The sequence below is a fragment of the Mesorhizobium silamurunense genome (assembly GCF_014843905.1).
Taxonomy (GTDB): Bacteria; Pseudomonadota; Alphaproteobacteria; order Rhizobiales; family Rhizobiaceae; genus Mesorhizobium; species Mesorhizobium silamurunense.
Genome location: NZ_LPVS01000081.1, coordinates 64,724 through 82,009 on the forward strand (window position 1 = coordinate 64,724; position 17,286 = coordinate 82,009).

Consider the following 17,286-nt stretch of genomic DNA (forward strand, 5'->3'; position numbering starts at 1 on the left):
ATGGCAAAGCTCGACACGATCACGCTTTCGGTGCTGCAGGCTGCCCTGCAGCAGGTCTGCGACGAGATGGATTTGACGTTTTCCCGCGCCGCCTTCTCGCCGGTCATCGCCGAAGCCAATGACCGCTCGGACGGTATCTATTCGGCGGTCGATGGCTCTCTGATCGCGCAAGGCAGCCAGGGCCTGCCGGTGTTCGTCGGCGTGATGCAGTATTCGACGAAGACGGTGATCGAGATGATCGCCGACGGCCGTTGCCTGCGGCCGGAACCCGGCGACATCTACATCGTCAACGACCCCTATCTCGGCGGCACGCATCTGATGGATGTGCGCTTCGTCATGCCGGTCTACAGGGACGGCAAGATCTTTTGCTGGCTTTCCAACACCGGCCACTGGCCGGACATCGGCGGCTCGGTGCCGGGCGGCTTCTCGGCTTCGGCCACCGCGGTCGAGCAGGAAGGCTTGCGCCTGCCGCCGGTAAAACTGTTCAAGAAGGGCGTGCTCGATCCGGAGATCTACGCCATCATCTGCTCGAACATCCGCGTCGCCGACCAGCGCATCGGCGACATCCGCGCGCAGGCGGCGGCCTTGCTGATCGGCCAGGACAGGCTCAATGAAATCCTTGACCGTTACGGTGACGAAACTGTTGTCGAAGCGATCGCCGAACTGCGCCGGCGCGCCGCCGACCAGATGCGCGCCTCGATCGCGGTGATACCGGACGGCGTCTACCGCTCAAAGGCCTTTGTCGATTCCGACGGCGTGGTGAACGAACCGCTGATCATCAATCTGGCTGTCGAGAAGAAGGGCGATACGCTGACCTTCGACTTCGCCGGCTCGTCAAAGCCCTGCGCCGGGCCGATGAACAGCGTGCTGGCGACGACCTTGTCATCGGTCTATCTCGCCATGCGCCATATCTTCCCGGAAGTGCCGATCAGCGCCGGCGCCTTCGAGCCGCTGAATGTCAAGCGGCCGGAGGGCACCTTCCTCGACGCGAAATATCCGCGTCCGGTGTCGGGCTGCGCGGCTGAGGTTTCGCAGCGCATCGCCGAGGCGGTGTTCGCGGCCATGGTGCAGGCGCTGCCGGACAAGGTGACGGCGGCGCCCGCCGGCTCCAGCGGCAATTTCGCGCTCGGCGGCAACGATCCGGCGCGCGGGCGCGACTATGTCATGTACCAGATCTCAGGCGGCGGCTATGGCGGCAATGCCAACCATGACGGCTTGAGCAATGGCTGCTCGACCATCGGCATCTCCAAGTCGCCGCCGGTCGAGATCATGGAGCAGGCCTTTCCGGTGCTCTACCGGCATTATGCGCTGCGCGAAGGCTCGGGCGGCGCCGGCAAGCATCGTGGCGGCTTCGGGCTTGCCTATGAGGTCGAGATCCTGCGCGGCGAGGCACGCGCCTCCTTCGTCATGGACCATGGCCGCTTCGGGCCGCAAGGCGCGCTCGGCGGCAGGGACGGCGCGCCGAACAGCGTAACGGTGTTTAGAGGCGGCGAGGCGCATGTGCCGCCGCATCTTTCGAAGGAACAGGACATCGCGCTCAAGGCCGGCGACCGCGTGCGCGTCGGCACGCCAGGCGGCGGCGGCTATGGCGATCCGCGCCAACGCGACCCGCAGCTGATCGCCGAGGATGTCAGGCTCGGCTACTATACGGCAGAGCAGGCCAGCGAGATGTTCGGGATCGATCCCACCGGTTAATCAAGCCAGCTTCGCCAGCAGCCGCAGGAAGGTCGCGGATTCCTTGGCGGTGAGTGGCGCGAGAGTCTCCTCGGTGATGGTGCGGGCGAGCGGGATCAGCCGTTCGATCGCCTCGCGGCCTTCCGGCGTCAGATTGACCAGCAGCCGTCTTTTGTCGACCTCGTGCTTGGAAAGCTCGACCAAACCGCGCGCCTTCAGCCGGTCGATGACGCCCTTCACGGTGGCGGCGTCCATGGCGATCAGCGTGCCGAGCTGGTTCTGCGAGGTCTCGCCGATGTCGTAGAGCTTGGCGAGGGCAGCGAATTGCGGCGGCGTCAGGTCGGCGATGTGCGAAGCAAAGATCGCGACATGGCGCTGATGCGCCTTGCGCAGGATAAAGCCGACCTGGTCCTGCAGGTGATAGTTGTTTTCGTCCGGTTCATCGGCCTCGACAAGCCGCAGCAGATTGTCCTCGCCGCTCATCTCAAACCGTCCCATGCCTTGATGTCGCTTGCAGCGAGACCGCCCATGCGGTTGTGGACGCGCGGCCCGCAGGTCATGGCCAGGCAGAACAGGATCTCGTCCGGGCGCGGGCCATCGCTGAGGCCGACCTCCATGGCGTCGAAATGGCTGCGCACATAGGCGGCGTTGATGTGGCCGAGCGGCACGTCGAGCCGCGCGCCGAAAGCGCCGACCTTCTTTGCCGAGGGCACGATCGCCTTGGCGTCGCCCAGACGTTCCCGCATGGCGTAGCCGCCCGGCACATGCCACAGCGCGCCGTGCTCCAGTTCGCCGGCGCAACCGACGATGGCGCCCTTGCCGTAGCCGTCGATCTTCTTCACGTCGCCGCCAAGCGCTGCGATCAGTCTGTCGGAGAGCAACAGCCCGAGCGGCTTCAGGTCCTCCATCGCGCCCTGCAGGTCCTCGACATAGCGGCCGGCGAACGGATTCTTGACCACGGCGAGAGCGGCCGCGCGGCGGCGCGGTTCTTTCGCCACGGGGCCACCGTCATGGAAAATCTCCTCGGTCAGAACCGAGACCTTGCGGATCGGGAATTCAGGCATGGGCAGTTTCCTTCGCTTTATGCTTGTTGGGCGCGGCGAGCGCCACTGAACCACTGATGCGGGTTTGACCGGCAAGGAACAGCGCTGAGGCGGCGATCAGGCTGCGTCGGCGAAAATCTTCAGCGACGGCAAGGCCGATGTCCAGCGCCCGCGCCGCCTCGCCGGGTAAAAGCGCGCCTACGCTTTGCGTGACCAGCCGGTCACCGAGATCGCTGTCGGGCGCCAGATCACGTGCCGGCACGCGCTGGATCGCCGGATGTCCAGGCAGGTCGACGGCATTGGCAATCAGCGTCGCCGCCGCATCAGCCTCGGCGCCGGTCCGTGCCAGCACGGTGACCGCGTCGGCGATGCCCAGCGAAAATGAACGGCCGCGCCAGCCGCTGGTGGCGATGCCGCACACGCCATCCTCGGCGTGGATGGTGATGCGGTCAGCGAGGCCGTGCCCGGTGCCGGCGATCGCCAGCGTCATCGACTGGGCTTCGCTGAGATGGATGGCGCTGTCACCGCCATTGTTGACATAGGCGCGATCGAGCCGGCGCCCGGCGCGCAGCGAGCTTAGAATTTCGTCGGCTACCGAACCTGCTACGGCAGCCATGGGCGTGATGAAGCTTTCCGCCAGCGGCACGACGGCAGCCTCCATGCGCCGTGCCGTCGGGCCGGCGAATGTTCGTGGTTTCAATGATGCCGGGCGACGCAGTTCGGAAAGCTCCTCGACCAGCTCGGTCAGGATCGTCTGGAAGCGCGCGACGGCCTGCGCATAGGCGGCACGGCATTCAGCCACCTCGCCAAAGACCTCGACGATAAGGTCGATCGGCCCATGGTTGAGATGAAGCCGCCTGCCGTCGGCAAGCCAGTGCGCCTGTGGGCCGTTCATCAGCCGGCCCCGTTCGCCGCGGCACGCCGCAGCTGCGCCAGCGGCGGCCAGGGGTTGTTGACCGGCGCGCCGGTGCCGCGGCGCGGATTGAGGTACTCGCCGCCCCTGGCGAGGATGTCCTCGACGCTCCGGATCTCGTTCTCATAGCCGCCGAGCCGGACATAGTCGTCGCGGCGCATGGTGAATTCGATCGGCGCGACCAGCGCCGGCGTCGGCACATAGCCGAAGCCGCCTTCCGGCACGCGGGTGACGTCGACCATCAGCGTGATGCCGCCGCCCGGCCAGACATAAACCGGCGCGCCGCCGACCGTCACATAGGTCTTCAGGCCCTGCACCGAGCGGGTGAGGTTGATCGGGTTTTCGGTGACGCCGGCGCGCAGCGAACCGCCGGCGCCGCCAATGAAGAGAACGGTGCAAAGCGCCGGCTCGCAATTGTCCTCGATGAGGCCGACGGATTTCTGCAGCCGCTGCGGGAACGCCTTCTCGACCGGCTTCAGCTGATCGTCGAGCTCGTAATAGGCGAATTGCTCGCCGGTGGTCGAAACCATGAGCAGCGACAGGCCAGGACGCGCGCCCTTCTTGGCGTTCCAGTCGCCAAGGATCGACAGCGGGTCGGAAATCGTGGTGCCGCCCCAGCCGAGGCCGGGCTCCGAGACCTTGAAGTAGCGGCCCGGGGTCGAGCGGCGGCCGATGATTTTTATGCCCGTGTCCTCCCAGCCCAGCACCTTACCGGCCTGATGCTCGGAGACGACGCCGGTGATGTGGTCGTCGACCACCACCACCTCGTCGACCAGCCCGCGCCATTGCGTGGCGAACATGCCGATGGTGGCCGAGCCGCAGCCGACGCGCATGCGGTGCTCGATCTTGCCGTCGATGACCGGCGCCTTGCCGGCCTCGACGATGACCGTGGCCCCACCATCGATGGTGAGCTCGACCGGCTTCCTGTTGCAGAGGTTGAGCAGCGCATCGCAGGTAGCGCGTCCCTCCGCCTTCGAGCCGCCGGTGAGGTGATGGACGCCGCCGAGCGACAGCATCTGCGAGCCGTATTCGCCTGTGGTGACGTGGCCGATCGCCTCGCCTTCCGACCGCACGGTCGCCGTCTCGTCGCCGATGTGGCGGTCGGTGTCGATCTTCACCTTGACGCCGCAGTAGGAGAAGATGCCTTCGGTGACGACGGTGACCAGATCGACGCCTTCGACCTCCTGGCTGACGATGAAGGGCGCCGGTTTATAGTCGGGATAGGTGGTGCCGGCGCCGATCGCGGTAACGAAGCGCCGGCCGGTGTTCACCAGTTCGCCGTTCCACGCTTCGCCCTCGGCGACGAAAGGCACGACCGCGCCGCCGGTCTCGGCCGCATGATCGAGGATGGTCAGCGGATCCATGCGCACGATGCGGCCGCCGACATTGCCGTAGCGGTCGCAGGCGCCGGTGCGGCCGTCGGCGATGTAGCACATCACCGGGCAGGCATCGCAGCGGATCTTCTCCGCCACCTGCTTCTCGCCCGGATCATGGGTTTCGAATCGTTCGGCAAGCTCGCTCATCGGCGCGCCTCCTTCTCGCGGATCGCCGCCAGGATGCGGCTCGGCGTCGCCGGCACCTTGGTGACCAGAACGCCGGCGGCGTGACGTATGGCGTTGAGGATCGCCGGCGCGGTCGGGATCAGCACATGCTCGCCCAGGCCCTTGGCGCCGAAGGGTCCTTCCGGATCCGGAACCTCGATGAGGATATGCTCGACCGGCGGCACGTCGCCGATTGTCGGGATGAGATAGTCGTGCAGGTTCTCGGTGCGGCCGGGGATGTATTCCTCCATCAGCGCCATGCCGATGCCTTGCGCGATGCCGCCCTCGATCTGGCCCTCGACCAGCAGCGGGTTGATTGCCTTGCCGACATCATGCGCGGCGGTGATCTTGATCAGCTTCACCGTGCCGAGCTTGAGATCGACCTCGAGCTCGGCGATCTGCGCGCCGTAGCCATAGACGGCGTAAGGCTTGCCCTGTCCCTTGGCGTCGAGCGGCAGCGTCGGCGGGTCGTAGGTTTCCTCCGTGACGAACACCAAACCGTCGGCATCAGCCTTTAGTGCCGACAGATCGATGCGCCGCGCCGCGTCGCCTTCCTGGATTGAGATACTTGCGCCATCGAGCGCGATCGAAGCCTGATCGGACACATTGGCAAAGCGCAGGATCTTTTCGCGCAGCGCACGCCCTGCTTTCTCGGCGGCCTTGCCAGTGACAAAAGTCTGACGCGAGGCGGATGTCTTGCCGGCGTCGGGCGTGATGGCGGTGTCGGCGCTCTTCAGCCGGAATTTGTCCAGCGGCAGGCCAAGCGCGTCGGCGCAGATCTGCGTGATGACCGTGTTCGAGCCCTGGCCTATATCAACGGCGCCCTGATGCAGCACGACGTCGCCAGCGGCACAGATGCCGACCTTGATCGTCGAGGGATTAGGCAGCGAAGTGTTGCCGCAGCCATACCAGCAGGAGGCGACGCCGACGCCGCGTTTGCTTGCCCCATTGGCGGCGTTGAAGGCTTCGGCCTCGGCAAGCGCACGTAACCAATGCGGGCGAAGCGCTTCCAGGCATTCGCCGATGCCGACGCCGGACTCCAAACGCTGTCCAGTGACCGTTTCGGAGCCGTTCCGAAGGCAGTTCTTCAAGCGAAAATCGATGCGGTCCATGCCGAGCTTGCCGGCAAGCTCGTCATAGAGCGTCTCCTGCATGATGGTCGACTGTGGCACGCCGAAGCCGCGGAAGGCGCCGGCAATCGGACCGTTGGTGTGGATCGCGTAGCCCGTCGCCCGGTAGTTCGGCGTCAGATAGGGACCGGAGGCATGCACCGGCACACGGTTGGCGACCGTCGGGCCCCAACTGGCATAGGCGCCGGTGTTGAAGTCGCCTGAGAACACCATGCCGGTAATGCGGCCTTCGGCATCCGCGCCGATGGTCGCCGTCATTTCGGCGGGATGGCGCTTGGTGGTCGACATCATCGATTCATTGCGCGTGTAGGCAAGTGCTGCCGGCCGGCCCGTTTTCATCGCCACCAGGCCGATGAGAGGTTGCAGCGAGACGTCGAGTTTCGAGCCGAACCCGCCGCCGGTGGCGGTCGGCACGATGCGCACCTTCTCGACGGCGAGGCCGAGCACCTTGGCCGTCTCGTCGCGGTCCATGTAGGGCGCCTGCGTGCAGGCGACCACGACGAGTGTGTCGCCGTCCATGTAAGCATAGCCGGCTTCCGGCTCGATATAGGCATGCTCGACGAAGGACGTCTCGATGGCGCCGGACACGGTGACAGCGGCGGCAGCCAGCGCAGTTTCAGGATCGCCCCGCTCGACCAGGCCCGAGGTGAGCAGGTTCGCCGGTCGGTGGCTGTGGATCAGCAAGGCGCCGTCGGCTTTCGCCTCGGCGGGCTGCAGCACTTGCGGCAGCTCCGTCCAGCTGATCGGAAAATCCGTCAGGTCGAGATCGAGGATCGCTTCGCGCTCGCCCGCCACCAGCGCCACCGCCTCGCCGCGGAGACGCACAAAGCCCTCGGCGAGCGCGGGCTGGTCGGCAAAGGGGCCGATGGCCCCGAAGCAGTTCTTGCCCGGAATGTCGGCCGCGGTGAAGACGCCGGCGATGCCGGGACGCGCGTCCGCCCACGCCTCCAGATCGCCGAAGCTGAAGCGGGCGTGATAATGCGGCGAGCGGACGACGAGCACGGCCAGCGCATCGGCCGGGAAGCTGTCGCCGCCGAACTTCTCGTCGCCCGTAACCTTGGGCACGCCATCAAGGCGGACGGGAGAGGCGCCGACAGCGTGGCCGACCTCGGGCAAGCGAAAGTCGAGTTTGCCATCAAATCCGCAAAGCTGGGGCTGCCCCTCACCCTTACCCTCTCCCCGCGAAGAACGGGGAGTGGGGGGCGTCGGCGATGGAGTTCGTCCCTTCTCCCCGTCATTATACGGGGAGAAGGTGTCGGCAGGCGGATGAGGGGCAGCGCCGAACGCCGATGGTTCGCCCGCCGACCGTCCTGCACTCATGACCGCGGCAATGATCTTCCGATAGCCGGTGCAGCGGCAGAGCACGCCGCCGAGCGCATCCTGCGTCTCGGCCTCGCTCGGCGTCGGGTTGCGTTCCAAAAGCGCGGTGGCAGCCACCAGCAGGCCCGGCGTGCAGATGCCGCACTGCGCTGCGCCGTGCTCCAGGAACGAGACCTGCAAGGCGGAGAGCCTGCCATTGGCGAGGCCCTCGATCGTGGTGACACAAGCTCCGGAGACGGAGGCCGCTGGCACCAGGCAAGCGCAGACCGGATCGCCGTCGATCAGAACGGTGCAGGCGCCGCAATCGCCGGCGTCGCAACCGACTTTGGTGCCGGTCAGCCTCAGCTCTTCGCGCAAAACCTGCGACAGCCGCCGCACCGGCGGCACCGAGACGCTGACGGCGGCGCCATTGACCTCGAAGGCGATGTCGGTGCGTTCCATGCCGGGCTGGTCCATGTTCATGCCGCCACCTTGCTTTCGCCGAGGCCGACGGCGGCACGCACGGCGCGTGCAACGATCTCGCGCGCCGCATCTTGCCGATATTCGGCGCTGCCGCGCACATCGCCGATCGGCGATAGTTCATCGATCGGCGCGGAAAGGACGGTGTCGGCAAGCGCGGGCGCGACCGGCTGGCCGCGCAAAGCGGCCTCGACGCCGGCCAGACGGCGGGCGACGGCGGAGCAGGCGCCGACGGCGATCGCCGCATCCGCGACCGCGCCATCCTCGATCACGAGACGCGCGGCAGCCATGGCAATCGAGATGACCAGATAGCGCCGGGCGCCGAGCTTGACGAAGGCCGATGTGCCGACGGCCAAACGCTTCGGGACGCGGATGGCGGTGACCATCTCGCCCGGCTGCAGCGCAGTGCGGCGATTGCCGAGAATGAACTCGCCAAGCGGCAAGTGGCGCGCGGCTTTTGCCGACCGCAATTCGACATCGGCGTCGAGCACCAGCAGCGCCGGAACGCCATCGGCAGCGGGCGAGGCATTGCAGAGATTGCCGGCAACCGAAGCAACATTCTGGATCTGGACGGAGCCGACTTCGCGCGCGGCCGCCTTCAGCGCGTCGAACGCCGCCGGCAGCGGCTGGCGCACGACGTCGGTCCAGGTCGTGCGGGCGCCGATCCGCCAGTGATCGTCGGTCTCGGCGATGCCGCGCAGCGCGGCAAGGCCGTTGATGTCGAGGATATTGTCGCGGAAAGGTTTTGCGCCCTGCGCCGGATAGAAATCCGTGCCGCCGGCGAGGATGCGCCAGCGGTCCTCGCCAAGCAGAGCGAGCGCCTCGTCAACCGTGGTGGGTTTCGCGTAACGGGTCACGCTTTGCCTTCCCAGAAAGGGGCCTTTCCGAGGGAACCTGCCGGGCATCAGGCCGGGGCAAATTCATTCGTATGCAAATGATATCAACTTCGCCGCAATTGTCAAAGCGAAGCCGCCGGCCAGGGCTGTCACAAACAGGCCGCTACGGCTTTGTTATGCCAGTGGAGGTTGACGCCGTCGGCCATCTGGTCAAGGTTCCGTGTCCGGTCGCGTCAACTGGACCCCAAGCCGAGACAGAAGGGAGGCCGCATGGCCGAGGAAGCGCTCATCGTCATCGACCTGCAGAACGATTTTTGCCCAGGCGGCGCGCTGGCTGTTGCCGGCGGTGACGAGATCGTGCCGCTGGTCAACGACCTGATCCGACGGACCGATCATGTGATCCTGACGCAGGACTGGCACCCCGCTGGCCATTCGAGCTTCGCTTCCAGCCATCCCGGCAAGCAGCCCTTCGAGACCATCGAGATGCCCTACGGGCCGCAGACGCTCTGGCCGGATCACTGCATCCAGGGCAGCCTCGGTTCCGATTTCCACTCCGGGCTTGCCTGGACCAAGGCCGAGTTGGTGATCCGCAAGGGCTTCCGCGCGGCGATCGATAGCTATTCGGCCTTCTTCGAAAACGACCATACGACGCCGACCGGCCTCGCCGGCTATCTGGAGGAACGCGGCATCGATGCCGTCACCCTGGTCGGGCTCGCCACCGATTACTGTGTCGCCTATTCGGCGCTCGACGCGGTCAAGCAGGGCTTCAAGGCGACCGTGCGGCTCGACGCTTGCCGCGGCATCGACCTCAACGGCTCGCTCGACACGATGATCGCGCGCATGCGCGAGGCCGGCGTGACGCTCGAAGACCATTTGTCGGACTGACCGGACCGTGGGGCATCGCGGGGGCTTCACGACATTCGCGAAGGCGTTGGCGGCAGGCATGGCTGGCGCACTCCTGATCGCTTTTCCGCAACCGGCTTTCGCCGCCGAGGCTCACGAACTGCCGGGCGCGGCGATGTCGTTGTGGTGGGCGCTGCCCTTTGCCGGGCTGCTGCTCTCGATCGCAACCGGACCGCTGCTGTTCCATCATGTCTGGGAGCATCACTACGGCAAGATCGCCGCCGCCTGGGCTGCGCTGGTGGTGCTGCCGCTGGCGATCGCCTTCGGCGTGCCTATGGCGGGCGAGGCGGTGCTGCACACGCTGCTCACCGAATACATGTCCTTCATCATCCTGTTGTTCGCGCTCTACACGATTTCGGGCGGCATCCTGCTTGCCGGCAACATCCACGGCACGCCATTGGTCAATGCCGGCCTGCTGCTAATCGGCGCGATCCTCGCCTCGATCATCGGCACCACCGGCGCCTCGATGATCCTGATCCGGCCAATGCTGCGCGCCAACGACAACCGGCCGTTCAACGCGCATGTGGTGATCTTCTTCATCTTCCTGGTCTCCAACATCGGCGGCTCGCTGACGCCGCTCGGCGACCCGCCGCTGTTCGTCGGCTTCCTGCGCGGTGTCGACTTCTTCTGGACGACAGCCAACCTCTGGCGCGAGACACTGTTCACCGGCGGGCTGGTGCTCGTCGTCTTCCTGGCGCTCGACATCGTCCTGCATCGCCGCGAGGGCGGCGTGCCCAAGATCAAAGATCCTACGCCGGACACCAAGGTGCGCCTGCGGGGCCTCGCCAACCTGCCGCTGCTCGCCGGCGTGATCGGCGCGATCCTGCTTTCCGCCAGTTGGAAGCCAGGCGTCAGCATCCCGATCCTCGGCGTCGGCCTCGAACTGCAGAACCTCGTGCGCGACGCGATCATCCTGGCGCTGGTCTGGCTGTCGCTTCGCGTGTCTTACAAGAGCCACCGCGAAGCGAACGGCTTCACCTGGGGGCCGATCGCCGAAGTGGCGAAATTGTTTGCCGGCATCTTCATCTGCATCGTGCCGGTCATCGCGATCCTGAGGGCAGGTCACGACGGCGCGCTGGCGCCGCTGGTGTCGCTCGTCACCTCCGCCGACGGCCAACCGAACAACCTCGCCTATTTCTGGCTGACCGGAGCGCTGTCGTCCTTCCTCGACAACGCGCCGACCTATCTGGTGTTCTTCGAGCTTGCCGGCGGCGATGCAAGGCACCTGATGACGGAGGCTGCCTCGACGCTTGCCGCGATCTCGGTCGGCGCTGTGTTCATGGGCGCTAACACCTATATCGGCAACGCGCCCAACTTCATGGTCTTTGCCATCGCCAGGCATCGCGGCTTCAAGATGCCGGGCTTCTTCGGCTACATGGCGTGGTCGGGCGTGGTGCTGATCCCGACGTTTTTGATTGCGGGGTTTTTGTTTTTCGGTTGAGCCGAAAAACCATAACCGGTTCGCTCTGCCCCCTTTAAGGCGATCACGCGGAGCGGTCGGGCGGCTGTCAGATCGCGTGATCAGCGTATCGGTTTCGAAGCTGGGATCGGCCAGCGGCCGCCGGCATAGAGCCACCAGTAGGAGATAGCGCTTGCGTATGCGCGGTCATCAATTTCTGCTATTAGCAAAGAGAGGTGCGGGATCAGGTTCGATTGAACCTGAGGAATGCTTATCGAAAGCAAGCTATTCTTGGGGCGCCAATGACCATCCAAACCGAGAGCCTGCCCTATCTGTCAGCCGAATTCCTGGATAGCCTAACGATTTCGACGTCCGATGTAGTCGACGAAATCGAGCGACAGATCATCGGTCAGCGGCGGGGCGAGGTATGGTGTGCGCCGAAGGCGGTGGTGCTGCCAGGCGACGACCGCTACATCATGGCAACTCTCGGTGTCGCCACCGAGCCCCGGGTGCTGGCGACCAAATCACTGGTCGTCAACCCCCGTAACCCCGAGCGGGGACTTGCAACCCTGAACTCGCTGGTCACCCTTCTCGACGGCGAGACGGGACAGCCGCTTGCTGTGGTCGACGGCAATTGGGTTACTGCGAAACGCACGGCGGGTCTAAGCGCCGTGGCGGCCAGGCGTCTGGCCCGGGCCGACTCGGCGTGCGTCGCGTTCATCGGATGCGGCGTTCAGGCGCGCGGTCATCTCGAAGTTCTGGCCGATCTTTTTCCGCTGCAGGAGATTCGGGCCTTTGGTCGGGGCAAAGACAGTCGTGACGCACTGTGTCGGATAGCTGAGAGGCGTGGTCTGACCGCAGTAGCGAGTGATACCGCCAAAGCGGCGATCGAATCTGCTGACATCGTGGTGACGACAGTCACTTTGATACCCGAGCCGGTTCCATTTTTGGATGCGCGTTGGCTGAAGGCCGGAGCCTTCGCAACCATGACCGATCTGGCCCTGCCTTGGTTGCCTGAGACCATGGCTGTCTTCGATCGCATCGTCATAGACGATTTGGCGCAAGAGGCGCATATGAGCAGGCCGATGGTGAGGCCCGAACTCGTCGCCGGCGACCTGACAGGTTTGGTCGGCGGCGACGTGCCGGGTCGTCAGAGCGCAAATGAGCGAACAGCATTCGCGTTCCGCGGCATGGCGGTTGGCGATCTCGCAATTGCCGGGCTGGCATTTGTGCGCGCGAAAGCGAGCGGCGCGTTGGATGATTAGAGTTCGATGTGAAGGCCCCTTGACGGGTCTGCGTAAGGGCCAAGTCATCCTACGCCGACATAACGGCGCACAGCCGATGGGTCGGCGCGCAATGCCTCGACATCGACGGTCTCGCGGTTGCGACCGTTCTCGATGAATGAGACGCGGTCAGCGACTGAAAGCACGGCATCGACCCGCTGCTCGACCAGGATGGTCGAAACGCCGAGGTCGCGCAGCTTCGCCACCGTCTCGCGGATCTTGGCGATCATCGACGGCATCAACCCCTCGGTCGGCTCGTCGAGCAACAGCACCTGCGGCTCGAGGCAGAGCGCGCGCGCCATGGCCAGCATCTGCTGCTCGCCGCCGGAGAGCGTGCCGGACCGCTGCTTCAGCCGCTCTCGCAGCAATGGGAAAAGGTCGAGGACTCTTTCACGCGTAGCCCTGTCCTTGCCGCGCGCCATCAGGCCGATCTCGATGTTTTCCGCCACCGTCATGTCGGCAAACAGCCGCCTGCCCTGCGGCACATAGGCGACGCCCGCCTTCGGCACGTCATGCGCGGTGAGCCGGGTCAATTCCGTGCCGTTCAGCCTGATCGAGCCTGCCGTGGCCGGAACCAGCCCCATGATCGCCTTCAGCGTCGTCGTCTTGCCGGCACCGTTGCGGCCGAACAGGCAAAGCACCTCGCCCTTGTTGAGCGTGAGGTCGAGGCCGTAGAGCACCTGCACCTCGCCATAGAAGCAGTCGAGGCCGGAAATGGTGAGCGCCTTCGATGCCTCAGCCATGCGTCGCTCCGAGATAAGCATCCTGGACCTCGGGGTTGGCGCGGATCTGCTCCGGCGTGCCCTCGGCGAGGATCTTTCCCGAATTGAAGACGGTGATGCGGTCGGCAAGCTGCATGACGACCGGCATGTTGTGCTCGATGAGCAGCACGGTGGCGTTCCTGGCGATCTCGCGCACCAGGGTGACGAAGTTGTCGATCTCGCTGTCGGCTAGGCCTTGCGTCGGTTCGTCGAGGATCAGGAGTCTTGGCTTCAGCGCCAGGCCCATCGCCACTTCCAGCAGGCGCTGGTGGCCGTAGGACAACTGCCCGGCCAGCGTGCCGGCGCGGTCGGCGAGGCCGGTGCGCTCCAGCGCCGCCATGACGCCGGTCCTGACCGCGCCTTTCGAGCGGCTGTCGGTCAGCGTGCGCTGCACCGGTAGCGCGACATTGTCGAATGCCGTGAGATTGGCGAAGACGCTGGTGATCTGGAAGGTGTAGGCGACGCCGAGGCGAACTCTTTTGTAAGCGGGCATGGTCGTGATGTCGGCGCCGTCGAAGACGATCATGCCGGAGGACGGGCGGATGCGGCCCGAGAGCAGGCTGACGAAAGTGGTCTTGCCGGCGCCGTTGGGCCCGATGATGGCGCGGATCTCGCCCGGGATCAGCGCGAAATCGACGCCGTCGACGGCGCGCAGCCCGCCGAAATGGCGCGACAGCCCCTTGGTGGTGAGCAACGGCGTCACGGCAGCCACCCCAGCCAGCGCTGGCGGATGGAGCCCAGAACGCCCTTCGGGGCAAACAGCACCAGCAGGATCAGCGCGACGCCGACGATCAGCAGATAGGCGGAGGTGAAGCCGCTGGTGATATCGGTGACATAGTACATGAACAGCGTGCCGATGAGCGGTCCGAGCGTCGTCGCGGCGCCGCCGAGCAGCACCCAGAGCAACGGCAGGATCGAATACTGCACCGAGGCGAAGCTGGAGCCGATATAGCCGAACAGCAGTGCATAGGCAGCACCGGACGCGGCGCAGATGGCGCCGGAGGCAACGACGGCTGCGAGCTTGTTGGCGACGGTGTGGTAGCCCAGCATCTTGGTGCGCTCCTCATTCTCGCGGATGGCGACCAGCACGCGACCGAAGCGGGAGCGGACGATGGCAAGGGTGGCGAGCAGCACGACCGAGAACAGCGCCAGCGCGCTCATGTAGCGCACGGTGGAATTGGTCAGGTCGAGCGAAGCGCCGCCGATCGTGATCATTCGCGACGCCTGCTGGACGACCAGGCCCTGGTCGCCGCCGGTCCAGGCGGCGAAATAGAGGATGAGCAAATAGAAGACCTGCGCGAACATCATGGTGACGATCATGAAGGCGACGCCCGAGGTGCGCAGCGCAAGCAGCCCAATGACCAAGGCGAGGACTGCGCCGCAGGCGATACCGGCAACGAAGGCTTCCGGCACGCCCCAGCCGAGATGGTAGACCGCGAGCCCGGCGCCGTAGAGGCCGGCCGAGAAGAACATCGCGTGACCAAGGCTGAGCAGCCCGACATAGCCGAAGAGCAGATTGTAGCCCATGGCGAAGACGGCCAGCGCCATGATGCGCGCGAAGAGGCCCTGGTGATAATCGGGCAGGACGAAGTTCAGCGCGAACAGAAGCGCGAGGACGCCGATATGCAGGGCGTAGATTTTTGCCGGCGAATCATTCCTCATCGCTGGGTGGTCCCGAACAGGCCTTGCGGCCGGAACACAAGAACCATGGCAACCACCAGCGTGGCGATGATCTTGGCCAGTGTCGGCGAGAAGAACATCGAGACGATGCCGTCGGCGAGGCCGATCAAGATGGCGGCGACCACGGTGCCGCGCAGCGAGCCCAGCCCGCCGATGATGACGACGATGAACGAGAGCAACAGCGGGTCCTGCCCCATCAGGTAGTGCGCCTGGCTGATCGGCACGATCAGCACCGCGGCGATCGCCGCCAGCATGGCGCCGACGGCGAAGACACCGGCGTAGATGCGCTCGACCGGAATGCCGAAGGCCTGCGCCGTCTCGCGGTCATACTGGGTCGCCCGCATGATCAGGCCGATCCTGGTGCGGGTCAGCACCAGCCAAGTCAGCACGAGCAGGATGGCCGACGCAGCAACCACCGACAGCTTGTAGCCGGAATAGCCGAACCACGGCAGCAGGATGCGGTAGCTGAAGGGCGGCTCGACCGGGCGCGCCTCGGGGCCGTAGAAGGTGAGCGCCAGCTGCTGGATGATGTAGAGCATGCCGATGGTGGCGACGATGGTGCTTTCGGGATTGTAGTTCAGCCGGCGCAGCACCAGCCATTCGGCAAGAAACGCGACCAGCCCGACCAACAAGGGCGCGATCACAAGTGCGGCGACGAAGCCGACCGCCGGATGGCCCGATATCGCCGTCGAGATCGCCCAGGCGAGCACCGCGCCCAACATGAAGAACTCGCCATGGGCGACGTTAACGATGCGCATGACGCCGAACACCAGCGACAGGCCGAGCGCCGTAAGCGCCAGCACGGCGGAGGTGACGAGGCCTTCGAGGGCAGCGAGGAGAAGGTGGGGTCCGAAGTGCATTCAGGGCGCCCTTGACCCTCCCCCTCGTGGGGAGGGTGACCGCGCAGCGGTCGGGTGGGGGGTGGGGCATGGGCCGTCGCAGCCCCCACCCCGTCTCATAGGCTTCGCAAAATGCGAAGCCTATCGCCGACCCTCCCCACAAGGGGAGGGTGAAGCGTTCACAGCGCCTGCGTCGTGTAATCCCCTTCCGGCTCGTAGAGGCCGTCCTCGATCTTGGTCTTGTGGACGACCTTGAGCTTGCCGCCCTCGACCTTGGAGATGTTCTGGATGCCAAAACACTGGTGGATCTTGCCGTTGAAGGTCTTTGGGCCCTGCGGATGCTCCGGCCCTTCGGCGAATTCCTTCAGCGCCTCGGTCGCCTCGACCAGCTTGGCGCGATCCTCAGGCCCCTTGTAGCCGGCATCCTCCATCGCCTTCTTGACGACGTAGAGCGTCTCCCAGCAGCCGAACATGTGCGAGGCGGTGGAGACGTCCTTGGGATCGCCGACGGCGGCGCCGTTGTCGTCGATGCCAACGGCGGCGCGGTAGGCTTGCTGCGCGGCGGAATCGTCCGGCTGCGCATAGCGCGGCGACCCTTCCCAGAAATGGCTGCCGTCGAGGAATTCAAGGCCGGGGCTGTTGATGTCGACGGCCTCAAGCGAATCCATGAAGCCGAAGAGCTGCGGCCTTTGCGAGCCATAAAACTCGCCGAGTTCCTTGACGAAGGTGAGCACGGCCGGGCCGACCATGACGTGGTAGATGACTTCCGTCTCGGCCGGGATCTGCGGGAAGTATTTGGTGAAGGAGCTCTCCGTCGGCGGGATGGCGATCTGCGCGATGACGTCGGCGCCTTGCGCCTTCAGCGCCGGCGGCAGGTAGTCGCGATGGTCGTAGCCGAAGGCGAAGTCGGGGAAGATCTGCGTCACCTTCTTGCCGGCGTTCGCCGCGATCCAAGGCGCCATCGACTTGATCTGGCTCTTCACGTCGGTGATGCCCGGCTGGAAGACGTAGCGGTTGAGCTTGGTGGAGGCGACGTGATGGCCTTCGCTGACCACGAAATAGGGGATCTTGTTCTCGCCGGCGGCGGGCGCCGAACCGATCACGACATGCGAGAACAGCGTGCCGAAGACGATGTCGGTCTTGTGCTGTTTGGCGAACTTGCCGACCACCTCGGCGCCGCGGGCGGGATCGGTGCCGTCATCCTCGATGACAAGCTCGACCTTGCGGCCGCCGATGCCGCCGGCGTCGTTGATCGCCTTGACCGCGGCGGCGCTCGTCTTCTCATACCAGCGGCCATAGGCGGCGCCGATGCCGGTGCGATGCGACTGGAAGCCGATCTTGATCGGCGCCGAGCTCTGCGCCTGGCTGTAGCGGACGAAGCCTGGCGCCAGCGCAAGGCCGGCGCCGGCGGCCATGCCTTTCAGCGCGGTGCGGCGCGAAAGGGTGGTCTTGGAGAGGTCGAAAAATCCGTTCTTGTCAGCCATGTCCGTTCCCCTGTTTTTCAG

At 65.5% G+C, this 17,286-nt stretch carries 15 protein-coding genes; 4 read left to right on the forward strand and 11 right to left on the reverse strand.

The window, feature by feature from the left end; genetic code table 11:
- Window positions 1–1,695: a hydantoinase B/oxoprolinase family protein gene (locus AU465_RS23385; protein ID WP_192253632.1), complete on the forward strand. Its 1,695-nt coding sequence runs from the start codon at window positions 1–3 to the stop codon at window positions 1,693–1,695.
- Here AU465_RS23385 and AU465_RS23390 read toward each other — a convergent pair whose 3' ends face one another.
- The 6 genes from AU465_RS23390 to AU465_RS23415 are packed head-to-tail and all read right to left on the reverse strand — an operon-like array spanning window position 1,696 to window position 8,937.
- Window positions 1,696–2,157, reverse strand: a complete 462-nt coding sequence (locus AU465_RS23390; protein ID WP_192253634.1) for a MarR family winged helix-turn-helix transcriptional regulator — start codon at window positions 2,155–2,157, stop codon at window positions 1,696–1,698.
- Window positions 2,154–2,738, reverse strand: a complete 585-nt coding sequence (locus tag AU465_RS23395) for an amino acid synthesis family protein (RefSeq protein ID WP_192253636.1) — start codon at window positions 2,736–2,738, stop codon at window positions 2,154–2,156. Before AU465_RS23395 ends, AU465_RS23390 begins: the two co-directional genes overlap by 4 nt.
- The gene (locus tag AU465_RS23400; protein WP_192253637.1) at window positions 2,731–3,612 is read right to left on the reverse strand and encodes a UPF0280 family protein; all 882 of its coding nucleotides are present in this window, start codon (window positions 3,610–3,612) and stop codon (window positions 2,731–2,733) included. Before AU465_RS23400 ends, AU465_RS23395 begins: the two co-directional genes overlap by 8 nt.
- Window positions 3,612–5,153: a 6-hydroxynicotinate reductase gene (locus tag AU465_RS23405; RefSeq protein ID WP_192253639.1), complete on the reverse strand. Its 1,542-nt coding sequence runs from the start codon at window positions 5,151–5,153 to the stop codon at window positions 3,612–3,614. The genes AU465_RS23400 and AU465_RS23405 overlap by 1 nt, the downstream gene beginning before the upstream one ends.
- Window positions 5,150–8,083: a molybdopterin-dependent oxidoreductase gene (locus tag AU465_RS23410; RefSeq protein ID WP_192253641.1), complete on the reverse strand. Its 2,934-nt coding sequence runs from the start codon at window positions 8,081–8,083 to the stop codon at window positions 5,150–5,152. The genes AU465_RS23405 and AU465_RS23410 overlap by 4 nt, the downstream gene beginning before the upstream one ends.
- Window positions 8,080–8,937: an FAD binding domain-containing protein gene (locus AU465_RS23415; RefSeq protein ID WP_192253643.1), complete on the reverse strand. Its 858-nt coding sequence runs from the start codon at window positions 8,935–8,937 to the stop codon at window positions 8,080–8,082. The genes AU465_RS23410 and AU465_RS23415 overlap by 4 nt, the downstream gene beginning before the upstream one ends.
- 249 nt (window positions 8,938–9,186) lie before the next feature.
- On the opposite strand from AU465_RS23415, the gene pncA reads away from it, so the two are divergent.
- The 3 genes from pncA to AU465_RS23430 all read left to right on the forward strand — a co-directional run bounded on the left by pncA (window position 9,187) and on the right by AU465_RS23430 (window position 12,483).
- Window positions 9,187–9,801 (forward strand): bifunctional nicotinamidase/pyrazinamidase, encoded by a 615-nt coding sequence (pncA, locus tag AU465_RS23420; RefSeq protein ID WP_192253645.1) that lies wholly within the window; start codon window positions 9,187–9,189, stop codon window positions 9,799–9,801.
- 58 nt (window positions 9,802–9,859) lie between these two features.
- Window positions 9,860–11,260 carry a sodium:proton antiporter gene (locus AU465_RS23425; RefSeq protein ID WP_192253647.1) on the forward strand — a complete coding sequence of 467 codons (1,401 nt, stop codon included), beginning with the start codon at window positions 9,860–9,862 and terminating at the stop codon, window positions 11,258–11,260.
- A 260-nt stretch (window positions 11,261–11,520) separates the two neighbouring features.
- A complete protein-coding gene (locus AU465_RS23430) occupies window positions 11,521–12,483 on the forward strand; it encodes an ornithine cyclodeaminase family protein (RefSeq protein WP_192253649.1) in 963 nt (320 codons plus the stop codon).
- A gap of 44 nt (window positions 12,484–12,527) precedes the next feature.
- Here AU465_RS23430 and AU465_RS23435 read toward each other — a convergent pair whose 3' ends face one another.
- The 5 genes from AU465_RS23435 to AU465_RS23455 all read right to left on the reverse strand — a co-directional run bounded on the left by AU465_RS23435 (window position 12,528) and on the right by AU465_RS23455 (window position 17,265).
- Window positions 12,528–13,244, reverse strand: a complete 717-nt coding sequence (locus tag AU465_RS23435) for an ABC transporter ATP-binding protein (RefSeq protein ID WP_192253651.1) — start codon at window positions 13,242–13,244, stop codon at window positions 12,528–12,530.
- Entirely contained in the window at window positions 13,237–13,965 is a 729-nt protein-coding gene (locus AU465_RS23440; RefSeq protein WP_192253653.1) for an ABC transporter ATP-binding protein, read from the reverse strand. Before AU465_RS23440 ends, AU465_RS23435 begins: the two co-directional genes overlap by 8 nt.
- A complete protein-coding gene (locus AU465_RS23445; RefSeq protein ID WP_192253655.1) occupies window positions 13,962–14,924 on the reverse strand; it encodes a branched-chain amino acid ABC transporter permease in 963 nt (320 codons plus the stop codon). Before AU465_RS23445 ends, AU465_RS23440 begins: the two co-directional genes overlap by 4 nt.
- A complete protein-coding gene (locus AU465_RS23450) occupies window positions 14,921–15,802 on the reverse strand; it encodes a branched-chain amino acid ABC transporter permease (RefSeq protein WP_192253657.1) in 882 nt (293 codons plus the stop codon). Before AU465_RS23450 ends, AU465_RS23445 begins: the two co-directional genes overlap by 4 nt.
- A 158-nt stretch (window positions 15,803–15,960) precedes the next feature.
- Entirely contained in the window at window positions 15,961–17,265 is a 1,305-nt protein-coding gene (locus tag AU465_RS23455; RefSeq protein WP_192253659.1) for an ABC transporter substrate-binding protein, read from the reverse strand.
- Between the last annotated feature and the right edge of the window lie 21 nt (window positions 17,266–17,286).